Below are 16985 nucleotides of genomic sequence, written 5' to 3'. Positions count from 1 at the left end.
ATGAACCTTGCTTCGTGCGGCGGCTTTCAAGTGCATTCCCCGGTAGCTCAGCGGTAGAGCAATCGGCTGTTAACCGATCGGTCGTCTGTTCGAATCAGACCCGGGGAGCCACTTACCCTTCAAGAACATCGCCGCGCCGATCGAGCTTGTACATCGCAAGCGCGCCATAGCCTTTCGCAAGCTGTACCTGGCCGACATATTGGCAAACAAAAGGCTGCTCGCTCTGCACGGCCAGCATCGCCGCGAACGCTTCGGTGACATAGACTTCGCCTGTCGGCGTAACGGGCTCGATACGCGCCGTCCGCGTCACTTCGGTCCCGAAGAAGGATTCGCGCTGCATTACAGCATCGAAGGCCCGGTAGATCGGGCCGTGGTGCACACCCACACGCATCCCGCAATTGGGACCCGCACAATCGAGTAACTCCTGCGGCATGTCGCCGAGCCGTTGCTGCAGTTCGAGCGCGATGCTGGCCGCATATTCGGGCTCGGTGATCACGGCATAAAGCGCGTCACCCCAGCTGTTGCGGTACAGGATTTTGTCTGCGTGGGCATCGAGTACGCGTCCCATCCGACCGAGAACCGTAAGGTTGAATAGCGGCAGGACGCTTTCATTGAGGCTCGAAAAACCGGCGAAATCGGCGAATATCAGTGAGTAAGCGCCGCGCGACACTTCGGCGGGCACAGTGATATCAGGCGGGCGGTGCAGATTGCGATCGATGGCACCGGGATCGACGATCCGCACCCGCTGCCCAAAGCTCTGCCATTTCTCGACATCGCGCAGCGTTCCGGCCGCTTTCCTTTCGGAATCCTGTTGGAGGACCGCCAGTTGCACGGCCTCCGTATGCAGATGCCGCGCCCGCATACGCGCGAGCCCCATCGCGATATGCGATCCGTAGGTGAACAGTTTCGGATCGCCGATATATTCGGAATCGGTGGCGAAGCTCTCGCGCTTGGCCTGTTCGCGGCAGCGATGAAAACGGTCCAGCCATCCCTGCCCGCCCGGCACGACGGATTGCGCGATGAAGTCGTCGATGTCGAAGGGAAAAACGAGATTCAGCTCACAGCCCCGCTTCAGGGCTTCCTCGGCAATCATGATATCGGCGCCGCAGGCAAGCGCGCCATAGGCAAACTCGGGCCGGATTTCGTCGAAAGCGGCGGCAATATCGGCGGCCAACCGCGCCTCAACTGCTTCGTCCTCGACGAACATATGCCCCGAGTAATAGAGCACGGGTGCCGGCCGTAGAAGACCGAGCAGTGGCGCAATCGCGACTTGGCGCGCGGGCACGATATGCTGGATCAGATGCATCTGGCGCAGGGTCGAAACTCTTTGGCCAGCCTGAATACCGCTGAGCCCCGATATTTTTTGCATCGCCGCCAGTGCCGCCGGTCCATCGTCGAGAATGATATGGGCTTCGGCCGCCGTAACAAAGGCATAATAGTCGTCGGGATCGGCGATTTCGGGATGCGCGAGAATTTCGCGCGCGAGGCTCCTGGCGTCGGCCTCTTGGCCAGCCAGGAGCGCCATCGTCGCGGCGTTTACGCCCGGAAAATAGGCATGCGTCTCGTCGTAAAGCGCATGATAGGCCTGGCTGGACTCGGCGAAAAGTCGAGCCTGCGTCTCACCCGGCGAGCGCTGCGCCAACTCTTTCTTCAGCCGGCCGTTGAGCGCCCGGATATCGCTATCCGGTTCGTCTGCGAGTCCTTCCGACGCATAGAGTTCGGCCGCGCGCTCGGTCTCGCCCATATCGGCCAAGGCGAGCGCAGCGAAGTAATCGAGCTTGGGATGTGACAGGCCTTCGGCCTTCGCCGTCATGGCGATATCGTAGGCCGCGAGAAAGTCGCCATTGGTGCGCGCTTCTCTGGCGAGCGCAAGGGGATTGGCGGCGGCATCCATGGTCATCAACCGCCCCCGCGCCGCTCCGATGGACCCGCTATTTGAGCGCGCCGTGACAATGCTTGAATTTCCGGCCCGAACCGCATGGGCATGGCGCATTGCGGCTCACCTTGCCCTGCCATTCTTCGGGATTGCCGGCCGACATCTCGTCAAGCCGCGGCGCGCCCGACTGGCGCGGCGGAAGTTTCGCCTTCACCAAGCCGAGATCGCCAGCATCGATGTCCGCGCTGTTATCCTCGCCGGTAAGCGGATCGATATGCGTCGTGATGAAGTCCGGCAGGTCCGGCAAGGGCGGCGGTTCGGCCCGGGTGAACTGCGCAAACGCCAGCGTCTTAGTGACCTCTTCGCGGATATTGACGAGCATCAGCTGGAACATGGCGAAGGCTTCGCGCTTATATTCGTCGATCGGCTTTTTCTGCGCATAGGAGCGCAGATTCACGACCTGGCGCAGCGCATCGAGCGTCGAGAGATGCTCCTTCCACTGCGTATCGAGATTCTGCAGCAATATGCTCTTTTCGACCTCGACCCAGTCGTTGGCCGGGATGTCTTCCGATTTCTCGGCAACGGTCCTATCAGCCAGCTCAAGCAACCGCTCTTCGATGAGGTCCGGTTCGACCTGATCCTCTATCATCCAGTCGTCGATCGGCGGCTGGACGCCCAATATGTCATCGACCGATTTCTTCAGCCCGTCGATATCCCATTGTTCAGGATAGGTGCCGTGCGGGCAATGATCGGCGACAATGCCGTTCACCGTCTCGGCCCGCATATCGACGACGATATCATCGACTTCTTCGGCATCCATGATATCGCCGCGCTGCTCATAGATCACTTTGCGCTGATCATTCATGACATCGTCATATTCGACGACCTGTTTGCGGATATCGTAGTTGCGCGCCTCGACCTTCTTCTGTGCGGTCTCGATGGCTTTCGCGACCCAGGGAGATACGATCGCCTCGCCCTCTTCCAGATTGCTGCGCACCATCTTCGCGAACATCGTCTGCGGTCCGAAAATGCGTAAGAGATCGTCATCGAGCGAGAGATAGAAGCGCGACAGGCCCGGGTCGCCCTGACGCCCGGACCGGCCGCGCAGCTGGTTATCGATCCGGCGGCTCTCGTGGCGCTCGGTGGCGAGAACGAACAGACCGCCCGCCGCTTTCACCTTTTCCTTCTCTTCGGCGACTTCGGCCTTGATCCGTTCGATCGCCGCATCGCGCTCGGGCCCCTCTTCCATCTCGGAGAGTTCGTCCTCGATACGGAACTCGACATTGCCACCGAGCTGAATGTCCGTGCCGCGGCCCGCCATATTGGTCGCGATGGTAACGGCGCCAGTGCGGCCAGCCTGCGCGACGATATGCGCTTCGCGCTCATGGTGCCGCGCGTTCAGCACCGCATGCTCGACCTTCTCCTTGTTGAGAAACTCCGAAAGCAGTTCCGATTTCTCGATCGACACGGTGCCGACGAGCACGGGCTGGCCTTTCTTGCTCGCTTCGCCGATCGCCTTTGCAATCGCCGCGAACTTGTCCATCTCGTCCTTGTAGAATTCGTCCGTATCGTCGATCCGTTGGATCGGAACATTGGTTGGGATGGTCGTGACGTTCATCTTGTAGATGTCGAAGAATTCCGGCGCCTCGGTCAGCGCTGTGCCCGTCATCCCGGCGAGCTTCGGATACATACGGAAATAATTCTGGAAGGTGATCGAGGCGAGCGTCTGGTTTTCCGGCTTGATCGGTACGCCTTCCTTGGCCTCGACCGCCTGGTGCAGCCCGTCCGACCAGCGGCGCCCTTCCATCATGCGTCCGGTAAACTCGTCGATGATGACGACTTCGTCATTCTTGACGAGATAATCCTTGTCGCGCTTCTGCAGCGTATTGGCGCGCAGCGCTTGCTGCAGGTGATGCACGACCAGCGTATTTTCGTAATCGTAAAGGTTGGCGCCCTCGAGCAGCCCCGCCTCTTCGAGCATCCGTTCGGCTTTTTCCGTGCCATCCTCGGTCAGCGTAACGGCGCGCTGTTTCTCGTCGAGCTCGTAATCCTCCTCATCGAACTGCTTCACCACAGCGTCGACGCCCATATAGAGCTCGGATTTGTCCTCGGTCGGACCGGAGATGATGAGCGGCGTCCGCGCTTCGTCGATCAGGATCGAGTCCACCTCATCGACGATCGCGAAGTTGAACGGCCGGTGCACCATCTGCGCGCGCGAATATTTCATATTGTCGCGCAGATAATCGAAGCCGAACTCGTTATTCGTGCCATAGGTGATATCGGCTGCGTATGCCGCGCGCCGCTGCTCCTCAGGCAGATTGGGCACGATCACGCCGACCTCAAGGCCGAGGAAGCGATAGACCTGCCCCATCCATTCCGCGTCGCGCCGAGCCAGATAGTCGTTGACTGTGACGACATGGACGCCCTTTTCCTCGAGCGCATTCAGATAGGTCGGCAGCGTCGCGACCAGCGTCTTGCCCTCGCCCGTCGCCATCTCCGCGATTTCGCCGCGATGGAGCGCGATACCGCCCAACATCTGCACGTCATAATGACGCTGCCCAAGCGTCCGCATCGCCGCCTCGCGCACAGTCGCAAAGGCATCGGGCAGAACATCGTCGAGCGTTTCGCCAGCCGCGAGCCTGTCCTTCAGCTTCGGCGTCTGCGCTCTCAACTGCTCATCATCGAGCGCCTGGATGTCGGGCTCCAGCGCATTGATCTGCGCCACGATCTTGTCGAGTTTCTTGAGATACCGGTCGTTGCTCGATCCGAATAGCGATTTGGCAATGCCGCCAAACATGGGCGTTCCTGACGTTTATTGTGCTGGGAAGGCCGCGAAAAACGGCCCGAAATCCCCGAAAAACCTAGGCGCGCGATGTAGGGATCGGGGGGAGGATAGTCAATTATTCCACGGTATCGCTCTCCGGGATTTCCTCGATTGACGTGCTCATCCGCGTTCGGATTCGCCTGGGAACCGGATTACCATCCTCGTCCGTGTAAGGCAGTATTTGAAATCCTGAATATTCATATTGCTGGCAGAACTGCTGCTCCATAGCCTCTACAATTTCGCTCGCAGGTTCGACAAAGGCTAGCTGGCAATTCAAGACCGTTCCATCCACGGCAAAATCGACAACGAACTCAACCAAGTATGCTGACGGCCTCACGCCAAGCGACGCATCTTCCATATCGCCAAGTGACGATCTAGGAATCTCCCATCGTACAGAGCTGGAATATGATCCCTCGATCGGATTTCCTTCCCCATCTCGCGCAGGCGCAAACCTCGCCCTAAACGTCAGCGCTCCACATGTTTGCTCATCGAGCAGTTCGGAGCCCGTTGATGAAGTAATCGTGCATTCTTTCACTCTACCGTCAGCACCAACCCGCAACCGAAAACCGGCTGTACCTTCTTCTTCGAGCCTGATTGACATAGCCGGATAGTCGGCATTGGTAATCCACAAGCTTGGATTACCTAACGGAACTGCTGGGGTTGGCTGTGTCTGTGCAAATACGGGGTTAGCCAATGCAATACTTGCGGCCGATGCAGTGGCAAAACTGACCAAAAATTTTCTCATGTAGAATGCTGCCCTAGATATGATTTTGCGAAGTCTAGTACGATCCAGCTAGCCCTACGACAACTTTTCAGTTCCCCTCCGCAATAAGTAAGGATAGGCGGGCCGCCATGACGAAAAACAAGAGCAAAGGTATCGATTTTCCAGTTACGTGTTCGCCTCGAGGCGCATGCCCTCGTGTTTCGCGCGCACACTACAAGACTTGGGATCGCTGCGATCTGACCTTTGTCGAACTCGCGCAAGATACTGCTGTGGCTGGTGTCACCACTCGGTCGCGCTGCCCGTCTCCCGAGGTCGAATGGTGCCGCCATGCGCTCCAGCATGGAAAAGCGCGCGCGCTCGTCGTCAATGCGGGCAATGCCAACGCATTCACCGGCAACCGGGGGCGCAATGCGGTCGAGGCGATTGCGGCCAAGGTGTCCGACCACCTCGATTGCGAACCGCACGAAGTGTTTATCGCCTCAACCGGGGTGATCGGTGAACCATTGCCCATCGACAAGGCCGAAGCGGGGCTGGATGCGGTATTTACAGCGGATGCAGCGCGCTGGAAGGACGCCGCGCGCGCTATCGGCACGACAGACACCTTCCCCAAGGGTGCGACGGCCAGCGCCGTGATCGCCGACACCACCGTGCAGATTAGCGGCATCGCCAAGGGATCGGGCATGATCGCACCGGACATGGCGACGATGCTGGGCTTTGTCTTCACCGATGCGGCCATAGAGCCGGCGTTGCTTCAGGACATGCTGAACCGCGCCGTCGCCAAAACTTTCAATTGCATCACCGTCGATAGCGACACTTCCACATCGGATACCGTGCTGCTCTTCGCGACCGGAAAGGCAGGCAATTCACCTCTTGCCGCGATGGACGATGCCGGCGCAGATGCCTTCGCCGCCGCACTCGAAGCCGTCTGTCTGGAGCTTGCCCAGCTCGTCGTGCGTGATGGCGAAGGTGCGACGAAATTTATCGAGATTCGGGTCGAAGGCGCGGAGAGCGGCGAAAGCGCGAGGCGCGTGGCCTTGTCCGTCGCCAATTCGCCACTCGTGAAAACCGCGATTGCGGGGGAAGACGCCAATTGGGGTCGGGTCGTTATGGCGGTCGGCAAGGCCGGCGAACCGGCGGACCGCGACCGGCTCTCGATCCGGTTCGGCGCAACGCAAGTGGCCGAAAACGGGCTGGCCGTGGACGGCTATGACGAAGCGCCCGTCGCGGCGCATTTGAAGGGCGACAATATCGAAATCGGCGTCGATCTGGGGATCGGCAACGGCCATGCAACCGTTTGGACCTGCGACCTCACCCATGGCTATATCTCGATCAACGCGGATTACCGTACATGAACCCGATCCTCGCCGAGCAGGTCACCATGCTCATGCGCGCGGTTGCGAAAGATATCGTGCTGCCGCGTTTTCAGCAGCTCGCGAGCGAAGATATTGCTGAAAAGGCGCCGGGGGATATCGTCACAATCGTCGATCATGCAAGCGAAGAGCGTATTGCAGAAGGACTGACCAAGCTTCTGCCGGAGGCGCGGATTGTCGGCGAAGAAGGCGCTGCTGAAAACCCGGAACTGCTCGAGACGTTGGACCGGGGCATGATCTGGTTGATCGATCCGCTCGACGGAACATCGAATTTTGCGGAAGGCAGGGCGCCCTTTGCACTGATGATTGCGCTGCTCGCCGATTCCGAAGCCCAGGCGGGCTGGATATTCGATCCGTTGACTCCGCGTATCTGCTATGCCGCGCGCGGTCAGGGTGCCTATCTGAATGGCGAGCGGATCGCGTCACACACCAGCCCGCACAGTCAGCCACTTGCGGCTCTGGGATTGCATTTTATGGATGAGGATCGGCAGCAGGCTTTCGCGAATCGCGCCGACGGAACGCTGACTATCGTTCCGATCCCGCGCTGCGCTGGCGAGCAATATCCGCGCGTGGCCCTTGGTCAAAACGACATAGCGCTATTCGCCAAGTCATACCCTTATGACCATGCGGCCGGAGTCCTGTTTCTTGAAGAAGCGGGGGGCAAAACCGCGTGGCCGGACGGCGATGCTTACAGTGTGGCGCGCCGCGATCCGGACCTGCTGTCGGCCGCCACGCCCGAGCTATGGGACTGGGCGGCCGAAATATTGTTCGGCTAAGCTACACCGCGACAGCGCTCTCGATCCACTGTTTGAGCTGCATCTTGGGTGCGGCGCCAACCTTCTCGGCATGCTTCTCGCCGCCCTTGAAGATCAGCATGGTCGGAATGCTGCGCACGCCATATTTGGCGGCGGCTTCCGGGTTTTCATCGATATTGACCTTGGTGATCGTCACCTGATCGGCCATTTCGTCGGAAAGTTCTTCAAGCGCCGGGCCGATCATCTTGCACGGGCCGCACCACTCGGCCCAGAAGTCCACGAGAACCGGGCCATCAGCATTGAGAACATCCTGTTCGAAACTTCCGTCGGTAACGGGCTTGGTCGCCATGATCTGTATCTCCTTATCGGTTAAGCAGCATGTAGGGTGCGCCCCGCTCGCGCTCAACCTGCGCGCGACAAACTTTGCTCTGTGCGGGGCAAGCCGGGCTTGTGTGCCGCAATATCCTGATCAGACAGCGAAATCAGGCGCGGGCCGGATGTATAGAGCAAGCTTGTTTCTATGCTGCGGTCCGGAAAGATAACGGCTAGCGCCGCCGCATAGGCCGCCATCTGGCGGATGTGAGCAACGGGTGCGGCGTCGGTATCGTCCGGCACGAAACTGCCGGTCTTGAAATCAATGACCTGCACCCGGTCGTCGGTGACGCGCAGACGGTCGACTGTACCCGAAACGACGATTTCCCCAACCACCGCCGCGATCGGTGCTTCGGCCATGGCATCGGACGCGAAAATCTCGGCGAAATCGGGATGCTCGATAATGGCGAGCGCATCGGAAACCAGCGCCTCCCGATGTTCGGAATCCTCAACGCCGGCAGATCGTTCCAACCAGGTGCGCGCCGCATCGCGCCTCTCATCCGCCGCAATGTCGGGCAGCCGCTCGAACAGGCTGTGTAGCAGCCGGCCGCGCTCGGCCGCCGCGTGCATGGTGGCATCGGGCGGCGGGTCGGACACATGATCGTCACCGAGAGAGGATGGCGCGAGCGGCCGGGGCGGGCGTTCTTCCTGCGGAGCCGATTGATCGAGCCAGTCTGGTTTCTCCAGATCGGGCGCGGTTGACCGGCGGGGCGCGGTTTTACGGGACATCTGCGTAGCGGGGCGCGTACCGTCGAACTGCCGCATGCCCGACCAGATATCATTTTCCTCCGCCTCAGCTTCGAAACCCTGCATCGCCCTTTCGACCGCGCTGTACCAGCTATCCTCCGGCGGTCCGTTCCGATTGCGCGGGCCCAGCGATCCGCCGATCACCAGTTGCTCCTCGGCACGGGTCAGCGCGACATAGAGCAGCCGCCAATGCTCCTCGCGATCCGCCGCTTTCGCGCGTTCGACGGCGTCAGCGAGCGCGTCGACCTGCTCTGCCTTGCGCGGATGCGGGAGCGGGACTGGCAGGCTATCATCGTCTATCGCGAAATCGACAGTGCCGCTGCGCATCAGGTCTGGATCGAAGGTCGCGTCGGCTAGAATGACGAGCGGGGCTTGCAGACCTTTTGCGCCATGCACCGTCATGACCCGCACCGCATCGAGTGGGGCCGCGGGATCGCGTTTGATTTCGGCATCGCCGCGATCGAACCAGTCGATGAAGTGTTGCAGGGATGGCGGGTTATCGGCTTCGAACAGCAGGGCCGCGTTGAGCAATTCCTCGATCGGATCGCGCGCCTCTTCGCCTAGCCGGGCGAGCAGTTTTTTGCGGCCCTGGATCGGGCCCGATAGGATGGATTCGAGAAGTTGGTAGGGCGTCACGAAATCGGCTTGGTTGAGTATTTCGTTTACACCGAGAAGGGTATCGCCGAATTCGCTATTTTCTTGCAATTCAGTATCAAATCTATCACGAAACACGCTCCAAAGGCTCGTTTTTCTGTTTCGTGCGAGTGTGTAAAGTTGCTCCTGCGACCAGCCGAACAGCGGCGACACCAGAAGGTTCGCGAAATTGAGGTCGTCCTCGGGCTGAAGCGCGAAGCGCAGCGCGGCCAGCAAATCCTGGATCGCCAGCGGATCGGTCAGCATCAACCGGTCGACGCCCGCTACCGGTACGCCCTCCTCATGCAGCCGCGCGACCAGCAGCGAAGCGAGCTCACCCCGGCTGCGCACGAGGATCAGGACATCTTCGGGGCGCAGCGCCCTGCCCTTGCCCGCCAGCCACATCTGGTCCGGTCCTTCGGCGATCCAGCCTTTCACCTGCTGCGCCATCTTGCGCGCCAGCGCGAGCTTGGCGTCGGCAAGCCAACTCTCCTCGCCCGGATCGGCGTCGTCCACCGCCGCGCCGAGCACCGGCTCAAGCAAAGTCACCCGCCCCGGCCGCCCTTCATGCGCGCTGATATGCGCGCGCAGCCCATCCGGCAGGCCGATAGCGTCCCCGCCGACTCCCGCCATCACCGCATCGACCAGCTCAAGAATTGGCGGCGAGGACCGATAGCTCTTGTCGAGACTAAGATCGCGCAGCTCGCGCCCGCGCGCTGCGATATGGCCGGAAAAAGCCTGTCTCGCTGCTTCGAAAGCCTCCGGATTGGTCCCCTGAAACCCGAAAATCGCCTGTTTGAAATCGCCAACTGCGAAGATCGTACGATGCACGGCATCGGCGCTGTCGGGATCGATCTCGAAGAACTCGCCGCTCAAGGCTGCGATGATCGACCATTGCGCCGTGTTCGTATCCTGCGCCTCGTCGACGAGGATATGATCGATTGAGCGATCAAGTTTGTAGCGGATCCACTCACCGATACCGGGTTGGTTGAGTAGGTCGCGCGTCAGGCCGATCATATCGTTGAAATCGAGCACGCCCGCTCGGCGCTTGGCACCCGCATAATTCTCGGCAAACATCCGGCCCGCGCGCAGCGCCGCGGCTGCGAAATCGGCAAATTCCGACTTGATACGCAGGCCCAGCAGCCGCGCCACGTCCGCATCGAGCGCCGCGCACAGTTCTGCGTAATCCGGATCGGCATCGAGCTGCTTTGAGCTGAATTTCTTCAGATCGCCGGCCTTCGTCGCCCAGACATTGCGCAGCTCTTCCAGCCGCCCCGCACGGGTCTCCGCGTCCGATGCCGTCCACTCCGCGATGAAATCCGCATTCGCAAGGCCCGTCTTGCTCGCCCAGGCGATATTCGCCTTGGCGACCTGGCGCAGCGCGGCCATGTCGAACGCGCCGTCGGCGCATTCCGCGATGATCGCCGCATCCACATCGCCAAGCGGCACGTCCAGCGCGCGCCTTAACGCATCCCCGAACAGTTCGGGCGGCCCGAGCCCCATCATCGCCTCCAACGCATGGGCGCAGCGCTCGAGAAAGCGCTCGGCGCCCTGCTCGCCCAGCCTGCGGCTCAATTGCTGCACATCGGCGATCAGCGCATTGTCGCCCCGCTCTTCCGCCGCCACCAGCATCGCGGCCAGCGTCTCACGCATCAGCAGCGACTGTTCGCGCCCCTCGATGGGCCGGAAACCGGGCACGATGCGCGCTTCGGCCGGAAATGCCGCGAGCAGGCTTTGCGCGAAGGCATGGATGGTCTGGATACGCAGCCCCCCGCCTGTCGCGTCGAGCACGCGCGCGAACAGCCGCCGGGCCTGAGCGACCGAGTCCGGATCATGCGCCTCGCCGAGCGCCATGAGTTCGGCGGCGAGCAACGGGCTTTTGAGCCGTACCCAATGCGCAAGCCGCGCATGGATGCGATCGGCCATCTCCGCCGCGCCCGCCTTGGTAAATGTCAGGCACAGGATCGACGCGGGATCGACGCCCGAGAGCAGCAAGCGCATCACCCGGGCCGTGAGCACCTGCGTCTTGCCCGTTCCCGCCGAGGCGGAAAGCCAGGCCAGCGCATCGGGATCGGACGCGTCCCGCTGTTCGCCGGTCAGCGGATAGAGGGGGGTGAGGCGCTTAGGCATGCGCAAATCCTCCCCAAACCCCTTTGGGACTTATCCCTTTCGGACCTGAGTCAGAAAATCCAATCACGTCATTCCAGCGAAAGCTGGAATCTCCGGCCACAAGCGCCGAGCCTATCCGCCTGAGATCCCAGCTTTCGCTGGGATGACGGGCGTTAGCTGTTTGAGCAGCATATGCCCCAACTCCTTTGGAAATAGGGACTGCGTGGCGCGGGGAGGATTTTGGCACCCGCTTACCCATCGCCGCGCCCATACCATTCCTGCAGCCGCATCAGCCGGTCATACTCGCCATAGGGTGCATATTCGGGGTGGAGCTTCGCCGTGAAGGGCTCCTCGCCGATCAGCCATTGTTCGGCGGCATTCGCGAAGACCGAGGCGGCATGGGCGACGAAATTGTCGGGTGTGATCTCGATCTCGCCGCGCTTGCGGAACGGTTCCTTCACATAGCCGAACCCGTCGCCGTCCTTGCCGAGGGACCAATATTCGAACGCCTTGGTTTCGCCCTCGACGCCGTCGAAAGCGCCACGATCGGCCAGCAGGCCAAGTAGGCCGAGCTGCATGGCGAAGCCCGCTTCGACCGCCGCCGGGCTGGGCGGCTGGCCGGTTTTGTAATCGATGATCGCCAGCGTTCCGTCTTCGCGCCGGTCGATCCGGTCCGCCTTGCCTGTTAGCGTGACGCCCGAAATCTCGATCTCCCCGTCGATCTCCGCGGCAATCGGCACGCGGCCGGCGGCGATCTGCGCGCGGACGCGTTCGGCCATCCAACGGATCGGCTCGATCAGCCGGGGCCGCCACAGCGCGCGCATCAGCGGGTGGGCATCGCTCGCATCGAGCAAAGTCTCGGCGCGCTGGACGAGCTTGTCGGGATCGCACTGATCGCCGTGAAACCAGTCTTCGAGAATGTCGTGCACGGCCGAGCCGCGCCAGGCGGGGCTGGGTTCGGCATCGACGGGATCGAGCTGCGAGAGCTTCAGCATCGATTGCGCGTAAAATGCGAAGGGATCGGCCTTGAGCCGGTCGACCCGTGTCACGGAAATATGCCTGGGCCGATCGGCGAGCGGCGGACGGGGTGCGGGGCGCGCGGCGGGCGCGACCGTCTCGCCCCGATCGATAGACTGCGCCCAGGCCTTGAAGCGCGGCGCGCGCGTCAGGCCGCCGGTCATCGCCTCCATGCGCAGCCAGAAGCGGCTGGCAATGGCCGGTGTGCTCGCATCGCGCCGGGCGCGGGTGACGAGCACCTGCCGGCCGCCAAGCGCGCTCGCAAGATCATGCGCGGCCAGCCCAATGCGGCGTTCGAGGCCGGGCAGGCCGAGTTCGGCGCGCAGCCTCGGCGCGAGCCAGGGATCGGGTGCCGGCAGGTTCGGCCAGACGCCCTCGTTGAGGCCGCTCAGGATCATCAAGTCGGCCTGTTGCAGCCGCGCCTCGAGCACGCCCCAGATAAAGAGGCGCGGATGGCCGCCCTGTGGCGGGCGGATCGCGATATCGGCCATCAGATGGGTGAGCAGCGGCGCAAGATCGGCGATCGTCGCATCGGCCGGCCCGAGCGCCGACTGCGCTTCGCAATCGGCGACAAAGCGCGCGGCCTCCCGGCCATCGGGACCGGACCAGACGGCATCGCCGGCCAGACGGGTCGCGGCCTCGCGGATCGCGGCGACGAGACCGGGCAGATCTTTCGTGCGGCTCGCCGCCTGTTCCAGCGGCGCGAGCAGTGCCGCGACCTCCTTCCACCAATCCAGCGTTCCGGCGAGTGCCGATTTCTCCCGGTCGCGCACATTGGCCAGCAACGCGCCGAGATAGGCCGTCACCGCGTCGAGACCCGGCCGCGGGCGTGGGCCGCGCATGGCGATATCGAAACGGCGCACGGCATTGAGCCACCCACCTCGCGCCTCGCCCGCGCGCACCAGCGGATGTTTGAGCAGGGCGAGCAGAGGCACCGGGGCGAAGCGCTCGGCCGCCGCCTCGGCCAGCGCGATCAGCAGTGTCCCCGGCGGCTCCTCGGACAATGGCCGGCCGGCGGAATCGTCGGCGTCTATGCCCCAGCGTTTCAGATGGGCCGAGACGCGGCGCGCGAGCGCGCGGTCTGGCGTGACGAGCGCGGCCGTCCGGCGCGGCTCTTCGAGCGCTTCGCGCATGGCGATGGCGATGACCTGGGCCTCTTCGGCCGGCGTCGCCAGTTCAAGCCCGCGTACCCCGGACAAGCGCCGTTCGCGCGGCGGGAGATCGTTCCATTTGCCGGTGAATTCGGCCGGCGCCATCGCATTGCCGATCGCGCGCGTGCGCACGGCCGGGGAATCGCGCCCGCCACCCCAGCGCCAGCGCGCGACCTCGCCGCGCGCCACGCCCATCCGGTCGAGCAGCAGCTTGAGCGCGAATTGCGGATGGGTCTCGATGGCGCGCTTGCGGAAACCGGTGTCCGGATCGGGTTCATGCGGGCCGAGCGCATCCCATTCCGCCTCCGGCATCGTGATATCGAGCGCGGGCAGCACCACCGAACCATTTTCCATCCGCGAGACGGTGCGCAGCACGGCGGCGACGGCGGGCGCGGTCGAGGCGATGCCAGCCGCCACGACGAAGCCGGGCGGCGGTGCCTCCCGCCAGCGTTCGGCGATATGGCCGAGCAGGCGGTTGCGGCGTTCGGCCATGTCGATCCTGCCGAGCTTGGCGAGTTCGGCCGGCCATTCGGTGAGGATCGCATCGAGCTGATCGAGCGAGACCTGCCAATGGGCGGAAAGGTCGGCCTCGACGCTCTCCGGCAGCTTGCGCGGATCGACCTGTTCGATCAGCAGCTGGTCGAGCGTCGCGCCGAGATCGCGCGCAAGCCGCACGGCCTCGCCCGCATCGACGGGATCGCCCATCCGGCCGCGCACGCGCTGGACGATGGTCGCGAGCCGCATCGTGCGCTCGAGCGGCGGGATTGTGGGCGGGACCTCGGCGCCCTGTCCGATCGGATCGAGTGCGCTGCCCAGCGTCTCGGCGATTTCCGGATCGCCGATGGGGACGAGGCGGGGCATGAGCAAACCGGGCGCGGTGCGGCGGACGAAGGCGTCCTGGATGGCGCGCGCCGTACGGTTGGTGGGAACAAGGACGATGCCGCGCGCCAGGCCCAGCGCGTCTTTGCCATGCATGCGGATGAGGCCCGCCGCCAGCGCATCGGCGAAGGCCCGGTGGGGCGGGATGGTGTAGACGCGTAGGCGGACGGCCTCAGCCATCCACGAGCAGCGCCTCGGCCTTCCTGATCGCGGGCGGGGTGCCGATATCGAACCACAGCCCCTGATGCGCAAGGCCGAACGCCCGGCCCTGCTCTATCGCGCGGTCCCAGAGAATGTTCGTGGAAAATGGGCCCGAAGGCGCATCTTCGAAAAGCCGCTTCGAAACGAGCTGGATGCCCGAATAAACGAAAGGTGCGATCTTGCCCCGGCTGCGCCGCGATATCCGCCCGAGGCCGTCCATATGGAAATCGCCGCGCCCGCCATGGCAATGCGCGCGGGCCTGCGGGATCAGCAGCAGCAGTGCGTCCATCCTGTCCGCGTCCCAGCGCGCCGCGAGCAGGCGCAGCGTATCGCTCGGCCCGTCGACCCAGAGCACATCGGAATTCATCACGAAAAAGGGATCGGCGTCGATCAGCGGCAGCGCCTTGGTCACGCCCCCGCCGGTTTCGAGCAGCTCGGAACGCTCGTCGGATACGGTGATCGCGATATCGCCGGCGCGCCGCGCGACATGCGCCTCGACCGCGTCTGCAAGATAATGGACGTTGACGATCGCTTTCGACACGCCTGCATCGCGTAGCCGGTCCAGCACATGATCGAGCAGCGCGCGGCCCTGTACCTGGATGAGCGGTTTCGGCGTTGTCGCGGTCAGCGGGCGCATCCGCTTGCCGAGCCCGGCGGCCATCACCATCGCCGTATCGATCTCGGGCCCCTCTGCGGCCGGGCGGATGGTGAGCGGCGCGCTATATTTGTTCATCGCGGCGATCCTCCCTGCCAGGCTTCGGCCCGTTTCGCGCTTGGCACATTCGCCGAGAACCATGCCGCGACGGGCGCGAGCGCCGGATGCCTGAGGTCCCGCTCCAGATAGCGCCAGACGCGCGCCTGATAGGACAGATAGCGCGACTTGCCGTCCCGCTTCCACAGCCGGGTGAAGATGCCGAGGATCTTCGCATTCCGCTGCGCACCGAGGATCGCATAGGCCGCCTCGAACGCGCGGCTGTCCTCGACCGGATTGGTGACGCGATAATGGGTCAGCATATTCTCTTCGAGCTCGCGCGTGACATCGCGCCGCGCATCCTGCAGCAGCGAGACGAGATCATAGGCCGGGTGCCCGGCCAGCGCGTCTTGGAAATCGAGCAGCCCCAGCGCCCCGATCCCGTGCCGCCCCTCGAGCAGCATCAGATTTTCCGCATGATAATCGCGCAGCACCGTCACCGGATCGTCGAGCTCGGTGAGCGGGCCAAGCACTTTCTGCCACGCCGCATCGAAGCCCGTCTCATCGACATTGAGCGACAGCGCCGGCGCATACCATTCGGTGAAGAGCCGCGCCTCGCGCAGATATTCATCCATCGTGTAAGCCGGCAGCTCGCCCGATCCCGAGCGGTGCAACACGCCGAGCAGCGTCACCGCGTCGCGATAGATGCGCGCCTCGCTCTCGGGCGCCGCGTCGACGACCTCGCGCATGCGCGCATCGCCAAAATCCTCCAGCAGGATCAGGCCCTCTTCGAGATCGCTCGCCATGATCTTGGGCGCGGCGAAGCCGAGCCGGTTGAGATGATCGGCGACGTCGATAAAGGGCCGGCTATCCTCCACATCCGCCGGCGCATGCATGAGCACGGCGGTCCGCCCCGGCGCAACGACGCGGAAATAGCGGCGGAAAGAGGCGTCGCCTGCCAGCGGCAGCAACGCCCCATCGCCCCAGCCATTGGCCGCGAGAAAATCGGGCGCGGACTCGGGGTTTTTCATGGTAGTGGCCATCGCGTCTCCCAAGCGGGCGGAACCGTCGCTGTCAAGCGCCGAGCGGTGGACTGCCCCGCCCCGCCTTCGCCCCGCTTATGCGCGATGGACAGGTGGAGCCGCAACGCATCCTCCCACAGCCCCGCGCCGAGCCGTTCGGGCCATTCGATCAGCATCGCGACCTCCCGCCGCGCCTCGTCCAGCCCGAGCTCCAGCGGCTCTTCCGGATCGTCGAGTCGGTAGAGATCGATATGCCAGACCGGAATACGCGTTTCGGGCGGCTCATAGGGCTGGACGATGGCGAATGTCGGGCTCGGCGCCTCGCCTTCGAGACCCAGCGCCTGCAAAATGCCCCGCGCCAACGTCGTCTTTCCTGCGCCGAGATCGCCATGGAGCGCGATAGCGTCACCGGGGCGGAGGATGGCAGCGATGCGGGAGCCGAGAGTGAGGGTCGCGGCTTCGTCAGACAGTAGAAAGTCATCGCACATAAGGAGGTTCGCTAAAGACTAATTCGAATAACGAAAAGCGTTGGGATGACTTGTCACATTTTGCGTCACCGTCTAGGCTGCGTGGCGCGGCAGAGATGATGGAGCGCAAATCCTTTTGGAAGGAAC

The 16985-nt window shown here is 63.1% G+C and carries 11 protein-coding genes and 1 tRNA gene; 3 read left to right on the top strand and 9 right to left on the bottom strand.

What is annotated here, in order from left to right:
* Positions 1-36 precede the first annotated feature (36 nt).
* A tRNA-Asn gene (locus tag Q0974_RS11720) sits at positions 37-111 on the top strand.
* A gap of 1 nt (position 112) precedes the next feature.
* Here the strand turns inward: Q0974_RS11720 and Q0974_RS11715 are convergent.
* The 3 genes from Q0974_RS11715 to Q0974_RS11705 form a co-directional block, all read right to left on the bottom strand.
* Positions 113-1900 carry an adenylate/guanylate cyclase domain-containing protein gene (locus tag Q0974_RS11715; RefSeq protein WP_299327800.1) on the bottom strand — a complete coding sequence of 596 codons (1788 nt, stop codon included), beginning with the start codon at positions 1898-1900 and terminating at the stop codon, positions 113-115.
* A 31-nt stretch (positions 1901-1931) separates the two neighbouring features.
* On the bottom strand, positions 1932-4673 hold the full coding sequence (gene secA / locus Q0974_RS11710) for a preprotein translocase subunit SecA (protein WP_299327798.1): 2742 nt from the start codon (positions 4671-4673) through the stop codon (positions 1932-1934).
* Positions 4674-4776: 103 nt separating this feature from the next.
* On the bottom strand, positions 4777-5445 hold the full coding sequence (locus Q0974_RS11705) for an energy transducer TonB (RefSeq protein WP_299327796.1): 669 nt from the start codon (positions 5443-5445) through the stop codon (positions 4777-4779).
* A 131-nt stretch (positions 5446-5576) separates the two neighbouring features.
* Between Q0974_RS11705 and argJ the strand changes: the two genes are divergently transcribed.
* Both argJ and Q0974_RS11695 read left to right on the top strand, forming a co-directional pair.
* Positions 5577-6776 carry a bifunctional glutamate N-acetyltransferase/amino-acid acetyltransferase ArgJ gene (gene argJ / locus Q0974_RS11700; RefSeq protein WP_299328507.1) on the top strand — a complete coding sequence of 400 codons (1200 nt, stop codon included), beginning with the start codon at positions 5577-5579 and terminating at the stop codon, positions 6774-6776.
* Entirely contained in the window at positions 6773-7570 is a 798-nt protein-coding gene (locus tag Q0974_RS11695; protein WP_299327794.1) for an inositol monophosphatase, read from the top strand. Before argJ ends, Q0974_RS11695 begins: the two co-directional genes overlap by 4 nt.
* Before the next feature lies 1 nt (position 7571).
* Here the strand turns inward: Q0974_RS11695 and trxA are convergent, their stop codons facing one another.
* The 6 genes from trxA to tsaE form a co-directional block, all read right to left on the bottom strand.
* Positions 7572-7898 (bottom strand): thioredoxin TrxA, encoded by a 327-nt coding sequence (trxA, locus tag Q0974_RS11690; protein WP_299327792.1) that lies wholly within the window; start codon positions 7896-7898, stop codon positions 7572-7574.
* A gap of 53 nt (positions 7899-7951) precedes the next feature.
* Positions 7952-11431 carry a double-strand break repair helicase AddA gene (gene addA, locus Q0974_RS11685; protein ID WP_299327790.1) on the bottom strand — a complete coding sequence of 1160 codons (3480 nt, stop codon included), beginning with the start codon at positions 11429-11431 and terminating at the stop codon, positions 7952-7954.
* A 230-nt stretch (positions 11432-11661) separates the two neighbouring features.
* Complete coding sequence (gene addB / locus Q0974_RS11680; protein WP_299327788.1) at positions 11662-14637, bottom strand: double-strand break repair protein AddB; 2976 nt, start codon at positions 14635-14637, stop codon at positions 11662-11664.
* A complete protein-coding gene (locus Q0974_RS11675; RefSeq protein ID WP_299327786.1) occupies positions 14630-15391 on the bottom strand; it encodes a nucleotidyltransferase family protein in 762 nt (253 codons plus the stop codon). The genes addB and Q0974_RS11675 overlap by 8 nt, the downstream gene beginning before the upstream one ends.
* Positions 15388-16380, bottom strand: a complete 993-nt coding sequence (locus tag Q0974_RS11670) for a phosphotransferase (protein WP_299328505.1) — start codon at positions 16378-16380, stop codon at positions 15388-15390. Before Q0974_RS11670 ends, Q0974_RS11675 begins: the two co-directional genes overlap by 4 nt.
* The gene (gene tsaE, locus Q0974_RS11665) at positions 16377-16859 is read right to left on the bottom strand and encodes a tRNA (adenosine(37)-N6)-threonylcarbamoyltransferase complex ATPase subunit type 1 TsaE (RefSeq protein WP_299327784.1); all 483 of its coding nucleotides are present in this window, start codon (positions 16857-16859) and stop codon (positions 16377-16379) included. The genes Q0974_RS11670 and tsaE overlap by 4 nt, the downstream gene beginning before the upstream one ends.
* Positions 16860-16985: the final 126 nt, after the last annotated feature.

The sequence above is a fragment of the Parasphingopyxis sp. genome, from assembly GCF_028279465.1.
Classification (GTDB): domain Bacteria; phylum Pseudomonadota; class Alphaproteobacteria; order Sphingomonadales; family Sphingomonadaceae; genus Parasphingopyxis.
The sequence above is the reverse complement of the archived record's forward strand: the minus strand, read 5'-3'. Positions and strand labels throughout refer to the sequence as shown.

Coding starts and splice junctions, on each gene's coding strand:
- Q0974_RS11695 (WP_299327794.1), top strand. CDS start 6,773: ATGAACCCGATCCTCGCCGAGCAGGTCACCATGCTCATGCGCGCGGTT.
- addB (WP_299327788.1), bottom strand. CDS start 14,637: ATGGCTGAGGCCGTCCGCCTACGCGTCTACACCATCCCGCCCCACCGG.
- Q0974_RS11705 (WP_299327796.1), bottom strand. CDS start 5,445: ATGAGAAAATTTTTGGTCAGTTTTGCCACTGCATCGGCCGCAAGTATT.
- secA (WP_299327798.1), bottom strand. CDS start 4,673: ATGTTTGGCGGCATTGCCAAATCGCTATTCGGATCGAGCAACGACCGG.
- Q0974_RS11675 (WP_299327786.1), bottom strand. CDS start 15,391: ATGAACAAATATAGCGCGCCGCTCACCATCCGCCCGGCCGCAGAGGGG.
- addA (WP_299327790.1), bottom strand. CDS start 11,431: ATGCCTAAGCGCCTCACCCCCCTCTATCCGCTGACCGGCGAACAGCGG.
- trxA (WP_299327792.1), bottom strand. CDS start 7,898: ATGGCGACCAAGCCCGTTACCGACGGAAGTTTCGAACAGGATGTTCTC.
- Q0974_RS11715 (WP_299327800.1), bottom strand. CDS start 1,900: ATGACCATGGATGCCGCCGCCAATCCCCTTGCGCTCGCCAGAGAAGCG.
- tsaE (WP_299327784.1), bottom strand. CDS start 16,859: ATGTGCGATGACTTTCTACTGTCTGACGAAGCCGCGACCCTCACTCTC.
- Q0974_RS11670 (WP_299328505.1), bottom strand. CDS start 16,380: ATGAAAAACCCCGAGTCCGCGCCCGATTTTCTCGCGGCCAATGGCTGG.